Source organism: Nocardioides sp. NBC_00163 (assembly GCF_045206295.1).
Taxonomy (GTDB): Bacteria; Actinomycetota; Actinomycetes; order Propionibacteriales; family Nocardioidaceae; genus Nocardioides.
Genome location: NZ_CP108155.1, coordinates 3176088 through 3195322, shown reverse-complemented (window position 1 = coordinate 3195322; position 19235 = coordinate 3176088). Strand labels below are relative to the sequence as shown.

Annotated in this window: 14 protein-coding genes; 7 read left to right on the top strand and 7 right to left on the bottom strand. The window is 69.0% G+C overall.

Annotation, left to right across the window (positions count from 1 at the left end; translation table 11 throughout):
• Positions 1-45: 45 nt before the first annotated feature.
• Positions 46-900 (top strand): helix-turn-helix transcriptional regulator, encoded by an 855-nt coding sequence (locus OG801_RS15390; RefSeq protein WP_406029592.1) that lies wholly within the window; start codon positions 46-48, stop codon positions 898-900.
• On the opposite strand, the gene OG801_RS15385 is transcribed toward OG801_RS15390, so the two are convergent.
• Complete coding sequence (locus OG801_RS15385; protein WP_406029591.1) at positions 872-2071, bottom strand: glycosyltransferase; 1200 nt, start codon at positions 2069-2071, stop codon at positions 872-874. The genes OG801_RS15390 and OG801_RS15385 overlap by 29 nt on opposite strands.
• Positions 2068-4071, bottom strand: a complete 2004-nt coding sequence (locus tag OG801_RS15380) for an ArnT family glycosyltransferase (protein ID WP_406029590.1) — start codon at positions 4069-4071, stop codon at positions 2068-2070. Before OG801_RS15380 ends, OG801_RS15385 begins: the two co-directional genes overlap by 4 nt.
• A 438-nt stretch (positions 4072-4509) precedes the next feature.
• On the opposite strand from OG801_RS15380, the gene OG801_RS15375 reads away from it, so the two are divergent.
• The 4 genes from OG801_RS15375 (at position 4510) to OG801_RS15360 (ending at position 9834) form a co-directional block, all read left to right on the top strand.
• Positions 4510-5784, top strand: a complete 1275-nt coding sequence (locus OG801_RS15375) for a DUF222 domain-containing protein (protein WP_406029589.1) — start codon at positions 4510-4512, stop codon at positions 5782-5784.
• A 741-nt stretch (positions 5785-6525) separates the two neighbouring features.
• The gene (locus OG801_RS15370; protein WP_406029588.1) at positions 6526-7875 is read left to right on the top strand and encodes an FAD-dependent oxidoreductase; all 1350 of its coding nucleotides are present in this window, start codon (positions 6526-6528) and stop codon (positions 7873-7875) included.
• Positions 7876-7998: 123 nt separating this feature from the next.
• A complete protein-coding gene (locus OG801_RS15365; RefSeq protein WP_406029587.1) occupies positions 7999-8760 on the top strand; it encodes a Clp protease N-terminal domain-containing protein in 762 nt (253 codons plus the stop codon).
• Between the two features lie 84 nt (positions 8761-8844).
• Positions 8845-9834 (top strand): hypothetical protein, encoded by a 990-nt coding sequence (locus tag OG801_RS15360; RefSeq protein WP_406029586.1) that lies wholly within the window; start codon positions 8845-8847, stop codon positions 9832-9834.
• Positions 9835-9891: 57 nt separating this feature from the next.
• On the opposite strand, the gene OG801_RS15355 is transcribed toward OG801_RS15360, so the two are convergent.
• The 4 genes from OG801_RS15355 to OG801_RS15340 form a co-directional block, all read right to left on the bottom strand.
• Positions 9892-10785 carry a dioxygenase gene (locus OG801_RS15355; protein ID WP_406029585.1) on the bottom strand — a complete coding sequence of 298 codons (894 nt, stop codon included), beginning with the start codon at positions 10783-10785 and terminating at the stop codon, positions 9892-9894.
• A complete protein-coding gene (locus OG801_RS15350; RefSeq protein ID WP_406029584.1) occupies positions 10785-11837 on the bottom strand; it encodes a maleylacetate reductase in 1053 nt (350 codons plus the stop codon). The genes OG801_RS15355 and OG801_RS15350 overlap by 1 nt, the downstream gene beginning before the upstream one ends.
• Before the next feature lie 25 nt (positions 11838-11862).
• On the bottom strand, positions 11863-13653 hold the full coding sequence (locus OG801_RS15345) for an FAD-dependent oxidoreductase (RefSeq protein ID WP_406029583.1): 1791 nt from the start codon (positions 13651-13653) through the stop codon (positions 11863-11865).
• A 118-nt stretch (positions 13654-13771) separates the two neighbouring features.
• Positions 13772-17266, bottom strand: coding sequence for a BTAD domain-containing putative transcriptional regulator (locus OG801_RS15340; protein ID WP_406036278.1), 3495 nt, complete (start codon positions 17264-17266; stop codon positions 13772-13774).
• Positions 17267-17450: 184 nt separating this feature from the next.
• Here OG801_RS15340 and OG801_RS15335 point away from each other — a divergent pair, with 184 nt between their 5' ends.
• Positions 17451-17708 carry a hypothetical protein gene (locus OG801_RS15335; RefSeq protein WP_355018786.1) on the top strand — a complete coding sequence of 86 codons (258 nt, stop codon included), beginning with the start codon at positions 17451-17453 and terminating at the stop codon, positions 17706-17708.
• A gap of 38 nt (positions 17709-17746) precedes the next feature.
• Here OG801_RS15335 and OG801_RS15330 read toward each other — a convergent pair whose 3' ends face one another.
• Complete coding sequence (locus OG801_RS15330; RefSeq protein WP_406029582.1) at positions 17747-18631, bottom strand: alpha/beta fold hydrolase; 885 nt, start codon at positions 18629-18631, stop codon at positions 17747-17749.
• A 121-nt stretch (positions 18632-18752) separates the two neighbouring features.
• Between OG801_RS15330 and OG801_RS15325 the strand changes: the two genes are divergently transcribed.
• Complete coding sequence (locus tag OG801_RS15325) at positions 18753-19211, top strand: nuclear transport factor 2 family protein (RefSeq protein WP_406029581.1); 459 nt, start codon at positions 18753-18755, stop codon at positions 19209-19211.
• The last annotated feature ends 24 nt before the right edge of the window (positions 19212-19235 follow it).

Below are 19235 nucleotides of genomic sequence, written 5' to 3'. Positions count from 1 at the left end.
AGCCGTCCCTGGATAACCGGACGCCACCGACGGAGGATGAGGAGCGTGACCGACCGCCGTGAGCTCGCCGACTTCCTCCGCCGTCGCCGGGAGCTGCTCCGGCCCTCCGACGTCGGCCTCCCGGACGGGTTGCGGCGGCGTACGCCGGGGCTTCGGCGGGAGGAGGTCGCCTCGCTCGCCGGGGTCTCGACCGACCATTACACGCGGCTGGAGCAGGCACGCGGGTCGGCGCCGTCGGAGTCGGTGCTCTCCGCGATCGCGCGGGCGCTGCAGTGCGATCTCGACGAGCGCGACCACCTCTTCTACCTCGCCGGGATGACGCCGCCTCTGCGGCGGGCGGGCAACTACGTACGTCCCGGCCTGATCGCCCTCGCCCGGCGGCTGACCGACATCCCCGTCGTGATCTGCACCGACACCGGCGAGATCGCCTGGCTCAACCCGCTCGCCACCACGCTGCTGCCGCAGCTGCCCGACGGACCCGGCCGGGGCCGCAACCTGATGTGGCGCTGGTTCACCGAGCCCGACCGACGGCCGGCGCCGCGGGAGGACTGGGACCGGATGTCGGCGAGCCACGTGATGGATCTGCGGGCGACGTACGCCCGGCGGGCCGGCGACTCCGACATCACCTCGCTGGTGCACGACCTCCTCGCCGCGAGCGAGGAGTTCCGCGGGCTGTGGGAGCGGCACCAGGTCGGCGTGCGGCGTGCCGATCTGAAGACGTTCATCCATCCGGAGGTCGGCCCGGTCGCCGTGCGCTGCGAGGTCCTGCTCACCGAGGAGGCCGACGTGAAGCTGCTCGCCTACTTCCCGGCCGAGGGCACCGATGCCGCGGAGAAGCTCGAGCTGCTCCGCGTCATCGGCTCCCAGCGGCTCACGAGCGCGGACTCATCACCCACCTGAGCGCGATGAAGCGGATCAGCGTGGCCGCAGCGTTGGCGGCCACGAGCACGACGATCTCGATGGCTCGCGCGGGTGTCGGCGCGGCCAGGTGGAGGAGCGCGAGCGATCCCGAGGTCAGGGTCAGCCCGACGCCGAAGGCGGCCAGCCCGGCGACGTGATGCTTCACCGCGCCCTGCCGCGCGGTGATCCCGAAGGTCAGCCGGCGGTTGGCCGCGGTGTTGGCGACCGCGGTCACCAGGAGCGCGATCAGGTTCGCCGCCTGCGCTCCGACGGCGGTGCGGAGCAGGACGTAGAGGAACAGGTACGCCAGCGTGCTCAACACGCCGACGGCGCCGAACCGGATCACCTGAGCCGCCAGACTCGGGCTCCGGACGGGCCCGGGCGGACGTACGCCAGTCAGGTCGATCCGGCCGCTGACCAGCCCGAACAGCAGCCGGCGGATCCCGACGAGATCCTCCTTGACCGTCTTGACGATGTCGACGCGCGAATCGGGGTCGTCGACCCAGTCGACCGGCACCTCGTGTACGCGCAGCCCGGCCTCGGAGGCGAGGACGAGCAGCTCGGTGTCGAAGAACCAGCTGTCGTCCTCGATCAGCGGGAGCAGCTTCTCGGCGACGTCGCGGCGGAGCGCCTTGAAGCCGCACTGGGCGTCGGTGAACTCCGCGGACAGGACACCGCGCAACAGCAGGTTGTAGCCCTTGGACAGGAAGTCGCGCTTCGGGCCCCGCTCGATCCGGCTGCCGCGGGCCAGCCGGGACCCGATCGCGACATCGGAGTGGCCCGAGAGCAGCGGGGCGAGCAGGGGCGGCAGGGCGCGCAGGTCGGTGGAGAGGTCGACGTCCATGTAGCCGACCACCTCCGCCCGCGAGGTGGACCAGGCCGCCCTGAGCGCTCTGCCCCGGCCCTTCTGGTCGAGGTGGATCGCGCGGACCCGGGTGATCTCGGTCGCGAGCCGCTCCGCGATCTCCCAGGTGCCGTCGGTGCTGGCGTTGTCGGCGATCGTGATCGTCGTGGAGTAGGGCAGGGTGCGCAGGTAGCCGTCGAGATGGCGTACAGACTCCTCCAGGCCCTTCTCCTCGTTGTGGACCGGGATCACCAGGTCGATCGTCGTCAGCAGTCGCTTCTCGTCGACGACCCGCAGTCCGCTCGCGAGTGTCGTGTCCGCGGTCATGCGGCCCCCTCGGTCAGGTCGTAGACCGTGGAGCTGCCGATCGTGGTCTGGGTGAAGTTCTCCTCCACCCAGGCGCTGATCTGGGAGGCGCTGGAGGTCTCGTCGCTGTTGCCTCCCCGGGCGCCCATCCCGCCCATGCCGCCGCCGGCGATGAAGTAGTGGATCTCGCCGTTGGCGACGTACTCCTGGAACTGCTCGAGCGTGATGCTGTTCGAGGTGCCGTTGAAGCCACCGATCGCCATCACGGCCTCGCCGGTCTCCAACTGGAGGCCGGCCGCGGTCTGGGAGCCGATCGTCGCGGCCACCCAGGTGTAGTTGCCGGCGTTGGTGCTCACCGCCTCGGCGAGCTCCTCGTCGACGTTGCCACCGCCCATCATTCCGCCTCCGCGGGTCCCGCCGGGCATGCCGTCGGGCATCCCGCCGCCAGGCGTCTGCGGCATCTGGCCGGTCGGCGGGGTCCCGTTCTGGGCCTGAGGACCGGGGCCGCCGCCGGCACCACCGGGGCGACCACCGCCCATCCCGCCCATGCCGCCGCCCTCGGACGGCCCGGCCGTCACGATCGAGCCGGTATGGGCGGTGCCGATCGTCTGGATCGCGTACGCCGCGGGCCCGAGACCCACGGTCACGGCTGCCGTCGCGAGGACCGCCGCGGCTGCCCGGCGGGTGAGCCTGTCCGCGAAGACGAACGCGGCAGCGAGCCCGAGGCCGATGATCAGGACGGGCCAGCGCAGTGCGTCGTACGGCTGCTCACCCGACTGCCCGAGGAGCACCCAGCCCCACACGGCGCTGCCGGCCATCGCGACCGCCAGGGTGATCCGGGCGAAGAGGCTGTCACGGTCGCGCCACATACTGCGCCATAGGACGGCCGCGCCGACGACCGCGGTGATCGCGATCCACGGAGCCAGCGCGACCACGTAGTAGTCGTGGTAGATGCCCTCCATGAAGGAGAAGACCAGGCCGGTGACGAGCATCGTGGCGCCGCTGAGCATCAGCGCGGCACGGGTCAGGTCGGTACGCGGCGACCTGCGCAGCGCGACAAGCCCGGTGACGAGGAGGAGCAGTGCCGCCGGGAGCAGCCAGGAGACCATGCCGCCGGAGACGCCCTGGAAGAGCCGCAGGATCCCGGCCGCGCTGGAGAAGCCGGCGTTGCCGAGGCCGCCGTAGTCGCCGCCGTTGAGCCGGCCGACGCCGTTGTAACCCAGCGTCAGCTCGAGGAGCGAGTTGCCGGTCGAGCCGTCGATGTACGGGCGCCAGGACTCCGGAATCAGCTCGACGATCGCGATGTACCAGCCGGCGCTCGCGACCATGGCGACGAAGCAGGCGATGCCGTGGGTCATCCTCCTGCCGAACGATCCCTTGCCCGCGATCAGGTAGACGACCGCGATCGCCGGGATGATCAGGAACGCCTGCAGCATCTTGGTCAGGAAGCCGAAGCCGAGCAGCACACCGGCCAGCACCATCCACCTGCCCTTGCCGGTCTCGATCGCCTTGAGCGTCGAGAACCCGGCACCGACCAGCAGCAGGAGCAGCAGCGCGTCCGGGTTGTTGAACCGGAACATCAGCGCCGCCGCCGGGGTCAGCGCGGTCAACGCCCCCGCCGCGATCCCCGCCTGCCACGGCGCGACCTTCTTCACCATGGCGAAGACGAGCCCGACGGTCCCGACACCCATCAGCGCCTGCGGCACCAGAATGCTCCACGAGGACAGCCCGAAGAGGCGTACGGACAGGCCCATCACCCACAGCGACGCCGGCGGCTTGTCGACCGTGATCGAGCTACTCGCGTCGAGCGCCCCGAAGAACCACGCCTTCCAGTTCTCGCCGCCGGCTTGTGCGGCGGCTGAGTAGTACTGATTGGCGTATCCAGACTCCGACAGCGTCCACAGGTACGCGGCTGCTGTCAGGGTCAGCAGGATGATGAGCGCCGCGCGCTCGGGGGTGGGGCGCCAGCTTCTTGTCTTCGTTGGCGATGTTGCCGTTGTTGGGTCGAGGAGTTGGGTCATGGCGACCACGCTCGGGGGTGGGGCTGTGATCGTGGTTTTGTCCGGCTGTGAGGGGCCTATGGGCTGCTGTTTCTTCTTGGTTGGTGTGGGCCGCCGACCCGTTCTTGGAGGGTCTCTCGATCTGGACCGGCGTCAAGGACGCCCTTCGGGCGCCGGCTTCGCCGGCCGCTTCGCGGTCCTGGACTCCGGACCAGATCGAGAAAAGATTTGGCTGGCTATCGGGGCGGCGGCCCGGGTGTGGCGCAGCGGAATCGTTGCTCGAAAGGTCGGGGTCGAGGGGTGCGCGGGTGGCCCTTCGGGCCACTTACCATCCACAGATGCTAGGCCGTTCGCTCACCGCGAAAATGGTGGTTGACCTGGGAAAATAGATAGCCAGGGACGGGCTGGAGGCGTAGAATCAGACTCATCACAGCACACCTCTGAAGGGGAGGATGGGCGATGAGTCTCGGCCGCTCGATCGACCACTGGGGCACCAACCCCGGCGACGCGATCGACGCAGCCTTGAAGGCCATCGAGACCGCCCTCCAAGACCTGCTGGCCACCGATCCCGCCTACTGGCGCACGGAGCAGAAGAAGGACTTGCTGGAGCGGTTGGAGAAGCTTCAGGCCCAGCAGGCCGCGCTCAAGCTGCGGGTGCTCGCGTCCGCCGGCGATATCGCTGAAGAGACCGGTGCCAAAGACGCGTCCGGCTGGATGCGGGCCGAGTTGTTGGTCGACAAGGCCGTGGCCCGCTCTCAGATCAAACTCGCAACCAGTGTTGCGAAGTACGACCTCGTCGCCGCCGGTCTCGCTGAGGGTGTCGTGTCCCAGGACAAAGCCAGGGTGATCACCAAGGCGCTCGAGAAGATCGAGACCAACCCGGTCGCCAGTAGTGAGGACCTGATCATGGCGGAGAAGCTGCTGGTCGACTACGCCACCCACCTGACCGCCAACGAACTCCGCATCGTCGCGAAGCGGATCCTGCGCGAGGTCGACCCGGTCCGGTTCGAAGACGCCGAAGCCAAGGCACTCCTCGCCGAAGAAGAACGCGCCCAGCAGAAGACGGCGTTGCGGGTGTGGGACAACCACGACGGGACCGTCGGCTTCGAGGGTGTGTTGCCGACTTCGATGGGGATGAGGTTCAAGCGCCTCGTCGAGGCCTGGGCCCAACCCCGCAAACAGCAGCTCGTCGGCAAGGGTGCCCCGCTTCCGCCGTGGGAACGGCTGATGGGGCAAGGCTTCGCCCGGCTCCTGGAGACCGTCGACCCCGCCACGTTGCCTCGCCACGGTGGCGACGCCACCACCATCAACGTGGTCATCAGCCTCGAGGAGCTCCGCAAGGACCTCGGCGTTGCCACCCTGGGCTATGACGAGACCAACGGCACCACCATCAGTGCGGCGGAGGCGCGGCGGATGGCGTGCAACGCCACCATCATCCCGTGGGTGCTGGGTAGTGACGGTCAGGTCCTCGACGCTGGCCGGGACAGCAGGTTCTTCCAGCCCATCCAACGCAAGGCCATGCGACTCCAGCAGAATTGCTGCCAAGCCGAAGGCTGCGACATGCCACCGGAATGGTGCGACGCCCACCACCTAGAACCATGGGCTGCCGGCGGGAAAACAGATCTCAAGGACGGCGCGCTGTTGTGTCCCCATCACCACCGCCTGGCGCACAACCCGGCTTACGTCCATGAGCGGCTACCGGACGGCAGCATCCGGTTCACCCGCCGCCCCTAACCGGCTGCGTTGGGACCTCTCGACTCCACACTCGCCGTTTCTTTGCTGGTGGGGATATGTCCCCACCGCGGCGGAGGTTCCCCACGCTTCGGAGGATGGGGAACCTCCGCGCCCGTGGGGAACCCTTCGGATCAGTGGTGAACTCGTGACCCGGCCGGCACCGAACCCGACCCGGGCAAGGCGACGGCTCGCTTGTGAACGATTCACAAGGTCACGCCCACTGCCATAGGCACCCGTGAGGCATCAAGCCGCCCGCGCACGACCAGCCCACTTCCCCAAGCCCGCACCCAACTGAATCCGCTGCGCCACACCCTCGCCGCCGACCCGATACAGGCCAAATCTTTCTCGATCGGGTGCCGGGTCAAGGATCGCCGCAGGCGACCGGCGAAGCCGGCGGGCGCAGCCCGTCCTTGACGCGGCGCGCGATCGAGAAACAATCGAAGCAAGGGTCGGCGGCGAAACACTGAAACGAAAACACGGCAACTTCCGCGCGCCCTCCCGAGACCAAACCAAGGACTCGACAAAGCTCGACCACCGAAACCAGCACCCAAAGAACCACGACCCGACGCGCCGTACGTGTCCGAGATCACGTTCCCAGACACACCCAAGACAAGAACACATTCTAGGATTGAGCGTGAACCCCACGCACGACCTCGTAACCACCTGGTGGAACGGATTCGGAGGGTTACACGACCCCCTTTAGGCTTGCCTTAGTACATCCACGGAAGGTTGAACTCCCTTATGCGTGACATCCGCGTTGCGATCGTCGGTGCCGGCCCGGCCGGCATCTACGCTGCCGACATCCTCACGAAGGAGCACCCTGGTGCGCGCGTCGACGTCATCGAGCGCCTGCCTGCTCCCTACGGCCTGGTTCGCTACGGCGTGGCTCCTGACCACCCGCGAATCAAGGAGATCATCAAGGCTCTGAAGCGCGTCCTGAACCAGGACAGCATCCGCTTCATCGGCAACGTCGACTTCGGCACCGACCTCAAGCTCGACGACCTGCACCGGTTCTACGACGCCGTCATCTTCGCCACCGGCGCGATGGCCGACCGCGAGCTCGACATCCCGGGGATCGACCTGCCCCAGTCCTTCGGTGCGGCCGACTTCGTCAGCTGGTACGCCGGACACCCCGACGTCTCTCGCGAGTGGCCCCTCGACGCCGAGGAGGTCGCTGTTCTCGGCGCCGGTAACGTCGCGCTCGACGTCGCCCGCATGCTGGCCAAGCCCGCCGACGAGCAGCTGGTCACCGAGATCTCCGACAACGTCTACCAGGGTCTGAAGAAGAACCCGGCCAAGACGGTCCACGTCTACGCTCGCCGCGGCCCGGCGCACATCAAGTTCAGCCCGATGGAGCTGCGCGAGCTCTCCCACTCCCCCTCGGTCGACGTCGTCGTCGAGGAGGAGGGCTTCGAGATCGACGAGGCCGGCGAGAAGGCGATCCAGAGCCACAAGGCGACCAAGCTGGTGGCCGACATCCTCCTGAAGTACATGGAGGCGCCCGCCGGCGACAAGCCCCACAAGATCGTCATCCACATGATGCAGAACCCCGTCGAGATCCTCGACGAGGACGGTCAGGTGGTCGCGCTGCGCAGCGAGAAGACCGAGTACAACGGCGACGGCACCGTCACCGGCACCGGCGAGTTCACCGACACCCCGGTCCAGGCCGTCTACCGGGCCGTCGGCTACCTCTCCGAGGCACTCCCCGACGTGCCCTTCGACAGCGAGAACGGCGTCATCCCCAACGCCGGCGGCCGAGTGCTCGACCTCAACGGCGAGCACATCAACGGGACGTACGTCACCGGGTGGGTCAAGCGCGGACCGGTCGGCCTCATCGGCCACACCAAGTCCGACGCCAAGGAGACCATCGACAACCTCCTCCACGACCTCGACAAGCTCAAGCCTGCCGAGCTCGGCTCGACCGCGGCGGTCCTCGAGCACCTGTCCGGCAAGGGCGTCGAGTTCACCACCATCGAGGGCTGGGAGAAGCTCGACAACCACGAGCGGTCCCTCGGCGAGGCCCAGGGCCGCGAGCGGATCAAGGTCGTCCCCCGTGACGAGATGATCCAGATCTCCAACCACTGCCACTGACGCACGACGTACGAAGCGGGCCGGCCATCCACACGGATAACCGGCCCGCTGGCATTTCGCCGCAGCCGCACGCATCGTCAACTCTAGGTTGACGCCGACGCATCGTCAACCTAGAGTTGACGCATGACGACTCCTCGCGATGCAGACCCTGGCCTCAAGGCCGTACGCCTCGACACCCTGATCGACTCGATCAAGCAGGCTCGGACCGAGCCCCTGGACCAGCTGGCCGACGCGATGGTGGTCGGCGAGCATCTGGGCGAGGTGGCCGACCATCTGATCGGACACTTCGTGGACCAGGCCCGCCGCTCCGGTGCCTCCTGGACCGAGATCGGGACCCGGATGGGGGTGACGAAGCAGGCGGCGCAGAAGAAGTACGTCCCGAAGGCCGGCGAGACGGCGCTCGACCCGAACGCCGGGTTCGCGAAGTTCACCCCGCGCGCTCGCACGGTGGTCGTCGCCGCCCAGGGGGAGGCACGGAAGGCCGCGAACGCGGAGACCGGCGTACCTCACCTCGTGCTCGGCCTCCTCGCCGAGCCGGAGGGCGTCGCGGGCCACGCGATCAGGGCCCAGGACGTCACCCTCGACGCCGTGCGCGCCGCGGCGACCGCGGCCACTCCCGAGCCCTACGGCGAGGTCGGGGAGATGATCCCGTTCACCGCCGACGCCAAGAAGGTGCTCGAGCTGACCTTCCGCGAGGCCCTGCGGCTCGAGCACTCCTACGTCGGCACCGAGCACATCCTGCTCGCCCTCCTCGAGTACGAGGACGGCGCCGGGATCCTCCATGAGGCCGGGATCGAGAAGGCGAGCACCGAGCAGACCATCGCCTCGATCCTGGAATCGCTCCAGGTCGACTTCGCCGCCGCCGACAGCGCCGCCCAGGAATAGCCTGGGCCAGGATGGGCTACCTGATCTGAGGGACCGCCGGTACGTGCGAGCAGCACGCGTCGGCGGTCCCGATACGTTCCGAGGATGTCCCGCTGCTTCGCCCGACTCGTACTCGGCATCGTCCTGGCCGTCGCGGTCCTCAACGTGCCCGCCGCAGTGACGGCACCCTCGGCGGAGGCGGCCTGTCGGCCGGCGCTCAAGTCGCTGACCCTCGCGAGAAGCAGTGTTGCCGGAGGGTCGTCGACCACCGCCACTATCCGGCTCACCTGCCGGACTCCCAGGCGCGCCAAGGTGCAGCTGTGGGCCAGCACCGGCATCCGGGTCCCGGCGTACGTCTATGTCGCCGGCGGCCGGAGCACGCGCGTCGTCACCGTCCGGACCTCACCCACGACGGTCCGCAGCAGCGGCAGGATCAAGGCGGTCTACCGGCAGGTGGTACGCCGCTCGACGCTCGTCCGCACGGCGACCCCGTGCTACCCGACGCCGGTGCCCACCGCGGTGGCGTTGCCTGCCTACGTCCACGCCGGCCAGAGAGCCACCGGGACGGTCACCCTCGACTGCGTCGCCAAGACGTCGCTGGCGGTGAGCCTCACCTCGAGCTCGTCCTGGGTCACGGTCCCGGGCACGCTCACGATCCAGGCCGGGCGCCGTACGGCGTCGTTCACAGCGGTCACGAAGGCGCCGGACACCGGGACCCTGCCCGCGTTCAACGTGACGATCAGGGCGACCCGGAACCGGAAGAGCGCCGCCCGGGTGATGCAGGTCCGGCCGGAGATCCGGTCCTTCCGGCTCGGCGACCAATTCACCGTCAACGAGCCGGTCCTGACGCCCGAGGGGACCGATGGCTGGGTGCGGGGAACCCTCCGGATCACGCTGGACCATCCGGCGCCGCCGGGTGGGCTCGACGTCAAAGGCTCGATCGTTCCCGAGGGCGGGACCTGGACGGACGTGAGGATCGATCTCGACTCGTATCCGCCCGACTCCCGCGTGACCGACCACCTCACGATCACCGACTCCGCGGACAACGTCCTTCTCGACGAGGACTTCACCTACATCGTCCATCCGGCACCGTGAGGGGGTCCCTGGCGTGCCGAGGCAACACCCCTGTGCCCAAAGCACGCCAGGGACGACTCAGGCGCCGGCGGGCGCGAGGACGATGTCGAACCGCACCTTCGACCAGGTGCCGTCGACGTCCCGACCGTCCGGGGTCGGCGTCCCAGTGGCCTGCCGCTCGAACCTCTTGATCAGCGACTCCTTGACCCCGAAGACGGTGTCCTTCCAGCCGATCGGGTCGCCCTCGGGGAAGATGTGGGTGACCAGCGTGCGGCAGCCCTCGTGGGTGACCATGAAGTGCAGGTGCGAGGCGCGCAGCGGCGAACGCCCGACCGCGGCCAGCATCTTGCCGACGGGGCCGTCGTCCGGGATCGGGTACGGCGTGGGCGTCAGCCCCCAGAACCGATAGCCGCCCTCGGCGTCGGTGAACAGGTGCGCCCGGGCCGCCCGCGCGCCGGCATCGCGCTGGACGTCGTAGAGCCCGTCCTCGTCCGCCTCCCAGACCTCGATCTTGGCTCCGACCAGCGGTTTCCCGTCCGTGCTGGTGACCGTACCGGTGACCCAGCACGGCTCACCCGGGGCACCGAAGGCCATGTCTCCGCCCAGCTCGATCGCCGGGGAGTCCTCCACGAAGAACGGCCCGAAGACCGTGGCCTCGGTCGCATCGGCGTACGCCTGGTTGTTGATGTTGATCGTCTGCATCGAGGCGCCGAGGGTGTCGGAGAGAAGGATGAACTCCTGGCGTACGTCGTCGGTGATGTGGCCGGCCTTGGTCAGGAACTCGATGGCCGCGCCCCACTCGTCCTCGGTGAGGCGTACGTCGCGGATGAACGCGTGCAGGTGACGCGTCAGCGACACCATGACCTCCTTCAGGCGTGGGTCCTCGCAGGCGTCGAAGGAGGCGACGACGGTGTCGACCAGGGTCTGCTCGACCGCCTGCTGCTCCGGCGATACGCCAGGTACGTCGCTCATCAGCTCTCCTCTCCTGACCACGCCGCGGTCAGCAGCGCGGTCAGGTTCTCCTCGGTGACCGGGGTCGGGTTGTTGTCGGGGATCGCGGCCATGATCGGCGCGACCGCCTTGGCGATGCCGTCCTCGGGCATGCCGTAGTCCTTGAGCGCCTTCGGCGCCGAGAGCGTCGTACGCAGCTCCGCCAGCCCCGCCACGGCGCTCGGCGCGCCGAAGGCCGCCGCGATCCGCGCCTCCGCCTCGGGGGCGGACGGCGCGTTGAACGCGAGCACGTGCGGGAGCACAACCGCGTGGGTCTGGGCGTGCGGCAGGTTGAACATGCCGCCGAGCACGTGACAGATCTTGTGGTGCATCCCGGATCCGGCGGATGTGAACGAGACGGCTGCCAGGTAGGCGCCGTAGAGGGTCTGCTCGATCCCCTCGATGCTCTCCGAGTCGGCCTTGACCAGGGGGAGTCCGGCGGCGAGCCCGCGGATCCCCTCGGCGGCGTTGACCTGGTCGATGGGGTCCACCCGCGGGCCCCACATCGCATCGACGCAGTGCGCGAGCGCGTTCAGGCCGCTGGCGACGGTCATCTCGCCGGGCAGCGTGGTCAGCAGCGAGGCGTCGTAGACGACCGATCGCGGCAGGACGCGCGCGTCGATGCCGGTCGTCTTGGTCTCACCCGTGGTCAGGCCCCAGACGTTGGTCGCCTCGGAACCGGCGTACGTCGTCGGGACCGCAACGATCGGCAACCCCGTGGTGAGTGCGACGGCCTTGGCCAGGCCGGTGGTCGAGCCACCGCCGACGCACACCAGTGCGTCGACGGCGGACTCGGCCGCCCGCTCCCGAGCCCGCTCGGCGACCTCGACCGGCACGTGCATCACGACCTCGTCGTGGCGCAGCGCGACCGGTACGTCGGCCGTCACCCGGGCGGCGAGCTCGGCCTCGCGCGCGCCGGCGATGACCATCACCCGCCGCGCACCGAGCTCGTCGATCTCTGCTGCCACCGCAGCGGGCGCCTCGCCGGTGGCGAAGCGGACCCGCTGCGGCAGCGACTCATGCGTGAACTTCATGGTTCCCCCCGCTCGACCGGAACGTTCAGGCCTTGCCCAGCAGCGTCGCGACCGCCTCGCCCAGCGCGGCGCCGGGGTCGTCGGGAAGCGACATGGAGCGCCAGGCGATGTGCTTGTCGGGACGTACCAGGATCGCGCCCGACTCCTCGACCTCACGGAGCTTGGCCCAGTCGAAGTAGAGGTCGGTGACCGGCCGGCCCGGGCCGATGACAACGGTCTGGAGCGGGATCCCGAACTTCGTCCGGGCCGCCTCCGCCGCGTCCTCCCACGCCTCGCCGGCGACACCAGTGATCAGCGTCCACGTCGTGTAGGGGGCGAGGTCGAGCATCGCGTGCTTCTCGACGTTGTCGCCGACCCAGGCGTGCGGCAGGTGAGCACCCGGCGAGGTCGACATCCGGTGGTAGAGGTCCTCGTCGTCGGTCGGCGCCGGGCGGGTGCCGTCGGAGACGATCGCGTTGGACTCGTAGAACTGGCCGAGCTCGACGCCGTGGGCGTTGAACTCGTAGTTCTTGCGCTCCATCGCGGTGACCAGCGCGGCGCGCTTGGCCGCACCCTCGGGAGTGTTGGCCTTGCGCTCCTCGATGGCCTTGGCCATCTCCTCGCCCTCGAGGCCGACCACGCCGAGCGCCTCGAAGAGCTCGCCGAACTCGCGCGCGGACTGGTTGGCGCGGGTGACGATCCGCTTGGCCACCGGGGCACGCTCGGCGGAGTAGGACTCCAGCAGCGAGGTCTCCGCGTAGCCCTGGAGCACCGCGGCGAGCTTCCAGGCCAGGTTGTACGAGTCCTGGATCGACGTGTTCGAGCCGAGACCGTTCGACGGCGGGTGCCGGTGGATGGCGTCGCCGGCGCAGAAGACGCGGCCCTTCTGGGCATGGGTCGCGTACATCTCGTTCACGCCCCACAGCGAGTAGCCGGTCACGTCCGGCTCCAGGTCGGGCATTCCGAGCAGGTCGCGGATGACCTTGACCGCGTACTCCTCGGTCAGCTCCGGCGGCGGCTGGTTGATGTCGTAGCCCCACACGATCAGCCACTCGTCCCAGGGGCGGACCATGCGGACCAGGCCGGTGCCGATGCCGCCGACGTTCGAGCCCGGCTGGATGACCCAGTAGAGGACGGATGGGCGGTGGTCGACGAGCTCGGAGAGGTCGGCCTTGAAGGTGATGTTCATCGACCCGGCGATGTCCATCGCGCCCTCGAGCGGCAGGTCGATGTCGGCGCCGACCTGGGTGCGGGCGCCGTCGGCGCCGATGAGGAACTTCGACCGGATCTTGTACTCGTGGCCGGTCAGCCGGTCGCGGGCGATCGTGGTGACGCCCTCGTCGTCCTGGGTGTGGCTGAGGTATTCGGTGGAGAACCGGGTCTGGGTGCCACGCTCGGTCGCGTTGCGGACCAGGATCGGCTCGAGGTACGTCTGCGGAATGTCGACGGTCAGGCACGGCGAGGCGAGCTGGTAGTCGGCCTCGCGGTCGGGGCGGGTGCCCCAGGTGCGGATGCGGCCGATCTCCTCGCCGGCGATGCTCGTGCAGAAGACGGTGTCACCGACGAGCTCGTGCGGCGTCGCGTCGGCCAGCACCTGGTCCTCGATACGCAGGTCGCGGAAGATCTCCATCGCGCGCTGGTTGGTGATGTGCGCGCGGGGCGTGTTCGCGGTCCAGCGGTACTTCGTGATCATGATGTTGTCGACACCGAGCTCGCTCAGGAAGAGCGCGGCGGACGCGCCGGCCGGGCCGGATCCCACGACGAGTACGTCGGTGGTCACGACATCCTCGGTCTCGGGGACCTCGGTCTCTTGCTGGCCGTCGTCGAAGACTGGCATGTTCCTCACCTTTCCGAGGCCGCGGCGGGGTGTGGGATCGCAGCCTCAGGGCGAGTCTTGCGGCCCGCTCGGGCCGCATCAAAGGTGGGGTCGTGGGTTGGCGGAAATGCGTACGCGACTATCGCCTCGCCGGCTGATCCGCGTCGGGCGCGGTCAGGGCCACCACCGCTCGCTCGATGGGCTTGGCGCCCATCTTCCGGGACAGTCGAAGGGCCTGCTCGAGCATGGCGTCCGCCTGGCTGGACTGCCCCGTTCTCGCTGTCGCCTCGGCGCAGCGCCACGAAGCGACAGCCTCTTCCCAACCCCAACTGGCGTTGGCGCAACGGTCGAGGGCGGTGTGCCAGAGATCGACCTCGTCGTCGCTTCTTCGACAACGAGCTGACTCTGCCTCGAACAGCGACCCCAGTTCGGGTTGGGCTGCGAAGGGATCCCAGGGAAGCAACTCTGCATCCTCGAGCAGCCTGTCGAGCAGACGCTGCCCGCGACCGGTCGACCCGGTTCCCGAGGAGTCGATCGACGCCAGGTCCGCAGCGGCCCACGCACCCAACCGCAGCAGCTCGGCGGCTGTGTCCGGGTCGGTGCGGTCGAGCTGGAGATGGTCGAGGACCACCTGTCCTGCTCGCTCAGGTCTGCCGTGGCTGATCAAGTGCTCCGCGGAGGTTCTTGCGCCGATCAGGCCGACCATGGACAGGAAGTCCGGGATCAGTTCCTCGGCACGGTGCAGGTGCTGGTCCGCTTCGTCGAGTCTCCCCAGCCGGCAGGCGAGGCCACAGCTCACCAGCCTGGCGGCCACACCGCTGCTCTTGGGGAGCCGAGCGGGCAGGATCTCCCTGAGCGAGTCGCGCGCTCCGGCCAGATCCCCTTCGCCCAGGGCGGCGTCTGCAGCGATGATGGCGAGCCAGGCTCCTGGCACCGGTGATCCGTGGGCGGCGACATCGCCGTAGGCCGACCATGCCACGCGTCGAGTCTCCCCAGGCCATTGCGTCAAGTTCGTCAGCCCCCACCCGGTCCGGGCGAGCAAGGCGGGATCGCCGATGGACAGCGCCAGTTCGTGGGCCCGCTCGGCGTCGCCCCGCTGTGACTCGTGGTAGGCGGCGCGGCCGCTGCCGAACACTGCAAACGTCTGGGCTTGGAGACCGACGGCTTTCGCGAGGTCCGTACCGCACCGAACGGCTGCCTCGAGTGCCTGCTCGGCATGTTCAGCGGCCGCTGGCAGTCCTCGCCAGTTTTCGGTCTCGGACAGGAGGCCCAGAGCCCGCACGTATTCCACGCTGTCGGGGAATGCCGATGCCAGGTCGACCGCCTCGCGGATTTCGACGATGGGCCGTTCCGAGGCGTGTCCGGAGTTGAACGCCGCGTCCCACCACAGGCACAGGATCTTCGAGGCCAGGAGGGGGTGGGTAGCTCGATCGAGCAGCATGCGGGCGCGGTCGAGCCAGTCGTACTCCGCATCGAAGGCGCCCGTCAGCGCGGCCACCTCCGCCGCACGGGTGAGCAGAAGGACCTGGTCACCGACGGCCCGCCGGGTCGGTTCACCGGCCCTCGGCAAGAGCTCGATGACGCGCCTGAGGTGGGTCAGCTGCTCGGGGAAGACGCGCAAGTCCTCCGCCAGCCCGGCCGCCGTCAGCGAGCAACGGATGGCCTCATCGACGGCACCCGCCCGTTCGTGGTGCAGGGCGAGATCTCCCCAGCGGCGCATCTCCCCGGCCCGCGAGCCGCTGGGCGTGGTCAAGGTGGCGGCGATCGCCGCATGCAACGGAACGGCCTGCCCGGGGAGGAAGGTGTCGTAGAGGACTTCGGCCAGCAGCGGATGATGGAACCAGTAGCGGTCATCGCGGTCGACCGTGACCACTCCAACCGCGGTCGCCTGCACCAGGCACCGGGACAGGGCCTGGCTGTCGAGTGCGATCAGGCCGGCCATGACGGCATACTCCTCGAACGTCAGCGGTCGGCCGGCGACCGAGAGCAGTCGCGCGACCTCCTGGGCGTCCCGTCCGAGCCGGCGCCACGCGGCCAGCAGTGCGTCCGCCAGAACGTCGGGGAGGGCCGCCGCAAGGGCTTCACTTCCCATGTCGAGGTCGTGGGCCAGCAGCTCGGTGAAGTACGCATTGCCCAAGGACCGGCCGTGGACCGCCTCCAGCAGTTTCAGGCTCGGCCTGGCACCGAGCAGCGCCTTCAGCTGCTGCTCCGTCTCCTCGACCCCCAGGCGGCGGAGCCGCAGCTCCCGGACTCCGGGGAATCTACGAACGTCAGCCAACCACCCGTGCAGTCGATGGCTCGGATCGAGCTCCTCGTCGCGGACCGTCGCCATGACGACCAGGTCCTGGGCATCGAAGCCCGCGATCAGGTACCCCAACAGGTCCAGCGAGGAGTCGTCGGCCCACTGCAGATCGTCGATCACGAGCAGAGCGGGGCCGTGGGTCGCCAGCCAGGCCAGGCCCCGCGCAATCTCCGGAAGGAGGCGTTGGGGCTCCGCGTCCGCCGCCCCAGCGAGCGAGGGGAGGATCGAGTCCAGCCGTGGCGCGACGGCCAAGAGGTCGGCCCGGGCTGTCGTCGATGCATGCGCCAGCCAGGCTTCCAGGGCCATCGCGAACGGGGAGTACGGCGACGAGGCAGCGCCGAAGCGCGTGCAGCGCCCCCACAGCACGTCGTACCCGAGATCCCGCGCCGTATCGGCTGCCTCCGTGACCAACCGTGTCTTCCCGACACCGGCCTCGCCATGGACGATCACGGCACCCGGGGAACCGTCGATCCCTCGTCTCAGCAGCTCTCCCAGTATCTGCAGCTCCTCCATCCTTCCGGCCAGCCGACGGTCCGGCGGCGCCCCGGGAATGTGTGGAGCGGTCCGGGGTGCCCGTGGCGGTGGGGTCGCGCTGACGGCAGCAGCCTCGAGGTCCGCGTCGTGGTTGAGGATGGCGGCTTCGAGCCGCACCATCTCCTCGCCCGGATCCAGCCCGAGCTGGTCGGAGAGGAGGGCGCGCAGGGTATGCAGCGCCTCCAGGGCCTCCGCCTGCCGATCGCTGCGGTACAGGGCGAGTGCCAGCTGCGCCCATCGGTGCTCGCGCATCGGTGCAGCATCAACCATCGCTCGTGCGCGTGGGACGATCTCGCGATGGCGGCCGGCGCGAAGCTCGCCTTCGATCAGCAGTTCCTCGGCGTCGTGTCGCAGCTCCTCCAGGCGCCCGGCCTCCTGCCGGCCCCGATCCCAGTCCTCGAGCTCGGGGTAGGCAGACCCCCGCCATAGGCCCAACGCCGACTCGAGCAGGTCGTGCGCCGCAGCCCAGTCGTCCTCGACGAGCGCCCGAGCCTGCTTCAGCAGCTCCTCGAACCGCTGGGAGTCCAGGGTCCCGGCCGGCACCGTCAGTCGATACCCATTGGGCACGGTCCCGATCGCATCCGCTCCCAGCAGGCTGCGAAGACGCGAGACGCAACCCTGGATGTTCTTGGCAGACGAAGCCGGCGGTCGATCCCCCCAGAGAATGTCGGCAAGGCGATCCACGCTGAAGGCCTCACCGGGTGCCGTGGTCAGGGCGGCCAGGACCAACCGGTCACGGCCACCGACCCGAAGCGGGTCGTCGTGAACGCTCAGGGGACCGAGAACCGCGATCTCCATGTCACCACTGTCGACCGCGCCAGAGCGAGCGTCAAGCCGGTTCGGTTCGGCTGCGAGTAGCGGGCACTGGCGCCGGCGACGCGGTCGATACCGGCGCGATACCGAGCCCCGACCGCCGCGGTACCCGCTGATGTCACAAAGGAGATCCACACCGGGCCACCAGCCCACGACCCAAGGGAACGCCATGAACACCAGCAACACCCGCCGCGCCGTGACGAATCTCGCCGCTACCGCCGCCGTCGCGGGCGCACTTACCATCATGTCCGCAGTTGCGCCCACGACCGCCGGCGCGCACCCTGCCGACCCCATCCCCGACCCGACCACGCGTTGCGCCGAAAGCGTTGGATCCAGCATCGCGTCCATGGACATCGACCAGATCGTCACGATGTTGAAGGTGCAGAGGGCGAGGTACCTGATCGACCACCCGAGCCTCGTCCGCTGAGCGGCGGGGCACGTGGGACTCGACCCCGAGACGCGCGACTAGCGCGAGAGCCAGTCGAGGACCGCCGTGATCGTCGAGTCCGGCCTACGCGCCCACTTGAAGTGGTCGATGCCGGGCTCGTCGAGGTGGACCCTCGCGACGTCGAGCCCGGGCATCCGGCGCTGGATCTCATCGACAGTCGCGCTCGGGGCCAGCCAGTCGCCCTCGATGGAGACGATCAGCGCGGGCTTCTTCAACGCTCGCATCTCCACGGTGACGTCGCGGGCCGGGCTGCCGAAGCGGAGCCGGCCGGTGCGGGCGTACCTGGCCCATTCCTTCATCAGGGTGCGGGCCTCGCGCCCGGCGAACTTGAGCTGCTTGCCCGGGAAGTGGCCGACGACGCGGCCGACGAGGCCCATCACCTGGCTCGCGACCAGGAAACCCGGGCCGTAGTTGCGCCAGTAGGGCGTCTGCGAGGCGACGTAGACCAGGCCGGCGACCCGGTCGGGGTGTAGCGCGGCGTAGGCGCTGGCGGCCTGGCCGCCGAGGCTGTGCCCGAGGACGTACGCCGCACCGGCCGAGGCCGGGATCAGGTCGCCGAGGCGGTCGACGGCGGCGGCGATGTCGTCGACAAGGTCGGCGTAGCCGAAGTCGTAGGACCAGCCGGCGACCCGTCCGCCGAGCTCTTCGTGGCCACGCTGCTCCATCCGGCCGACGTTGATCCCCGCCTCCGCGAAGGCCACGATCAGCTTGTCGTAGTAGCCGGCCGGCATGCCCATCGCGGGCACGACCAGCACGGTCGGCGCCTCGGGGTCCGCCGCACGAACCACGGTCAGCGTGAAGCTGGTGCCTTCGGCACGCTCGATCGCATGGATCTCGGGGATGGCCGTGGGAGAGGACGTCGTCGCGCCTCGTCCGGTCGATCCCTCGCTCGTCTCAGTCACTCCAGGAATGTTACCGGCCAGTACGACATCGTGGACGCTTCACCCGGATTCTGGACTTGTGAGTCCAATTTTGCGGGGTCATCCTGTTTGGACCAAGTGGTCCACAGAGAGAAGGAAGGCCATGCAAACCGTCGAGCGCCTCACGATCACCGAGGACGTACGCCGCCTGATGGCTCGCTACGTCCGCTACGCGGACAACCAACGCTGGAACGATCTGGCGAACCTGTTCACCGAGGACGGAACGTTCACCCCGCACAGGCCGGACGGATCGGTCTGGATGCGCATGAACGGTCGCGCTGAGATCACCGCGACGGTCGGCGCGAGCGGCGGCGCCGGCGTCACGCTGATCCATCACCTGTTCTCCGACGAGATCGACGCTGACTCGGCGGTCAGCGCGCGCGGCGTCTTCGCGATGGAGGACATCGTGACGCGGCCCGAGGACGCCGAGGTGTCCGAAGCGATTCCCTTCCGACACATGCACGGGTTCGGCCACTACCACGCCCGGTTCGTCAGGACCGACGGTTCCTGGCGGATCGCCGAACTGACGCAGACCCGCGTCCGCCTGGACTTCTCCGACTGACTTGCCGACTCCGATTCATCACTT

Coding starts and splice junctions, on each gene's coding strand:
- OG801_RS15380 (WP_406029590.1), bottom strand. CDS start 4,071: ATGACCCAACTCCTCGACCCAACAACGGCAACATCGCCAACGAAGACA.
- OG801_RS15325 (WP_406029581.1), top strand. CDS start 18,753: ATGCAAACCGTCGAGCGCCTCACGATCACCGAGGACGTACGCCGCCTG.
- OG801_RS15355 (WP_406029585.1), bottom strand. CDS start 10,785: ATGAGCGACGTACCTGGCGTATCGCCGGAGCAGCAGGCGGTCGAGCAG.
- OG801_RS15340 (WP_406036278.1), bottom strand. CDS start 17,266: ATGGAGATCGCGGTTCTCGGTCCCCTGAGCGTTCACGACGACCCGCTT.
- OG801_RS15345 (WP_406029583.1), bottom strand. CDS start 13,653: ATGCCAGTCTTCGACGACGGCCAGCAAGAGACCGAGGTCCCCGAGACC.
- OG801_RS15375 (WP_406029589.1), top strand. CDS start 4,510: ATGAGTCTCGGCCGCTCGATCGACCACTGGGGCACCAACCCCGGCGAC.
- OG801_RS15335 (WP_355018786.1), top strand. CDS start 17,451: ATGAACACCAGCAACACCCGCCGCGCCGTGACGAATCTCGCCGCTACC.
- OG801_RS15360 (WP_406029586.1), top strand. CDS start 8,845: ATGTCCCGCTGCTTCGCCCGACTCGTACTCGGCATCGTCCTGGCCGTC.
- OG801_RS15370 (WP_406029588.1), top strand. CDS start 6,526: ATGCGTGACATCCGCGTTGCGATCGTCGGTGCCGGCCCGGCCGGCATC.
- OG801_RS15365 (WP_406029587.1), top strand. CDS start 7,999: ATGACGACTCCTCGCGATGCAGACCCTGGCCTCAAGGCCGTACGCCTC.
- OG801_RS15385 (WP_406029591.1), bottom strand. CDS start 2,071: ATGACCGCGGACACGACACTCGCGAGCGGACTGCGGGTCGTCGACGAG.
- OG801_RS15350 (WP_406029584.1), bottom strand. CDS start 11,837: ATGAAGTTCACGCATGAGTCGCTGCCGCAGCGGGTCCGCTTCGCCACC.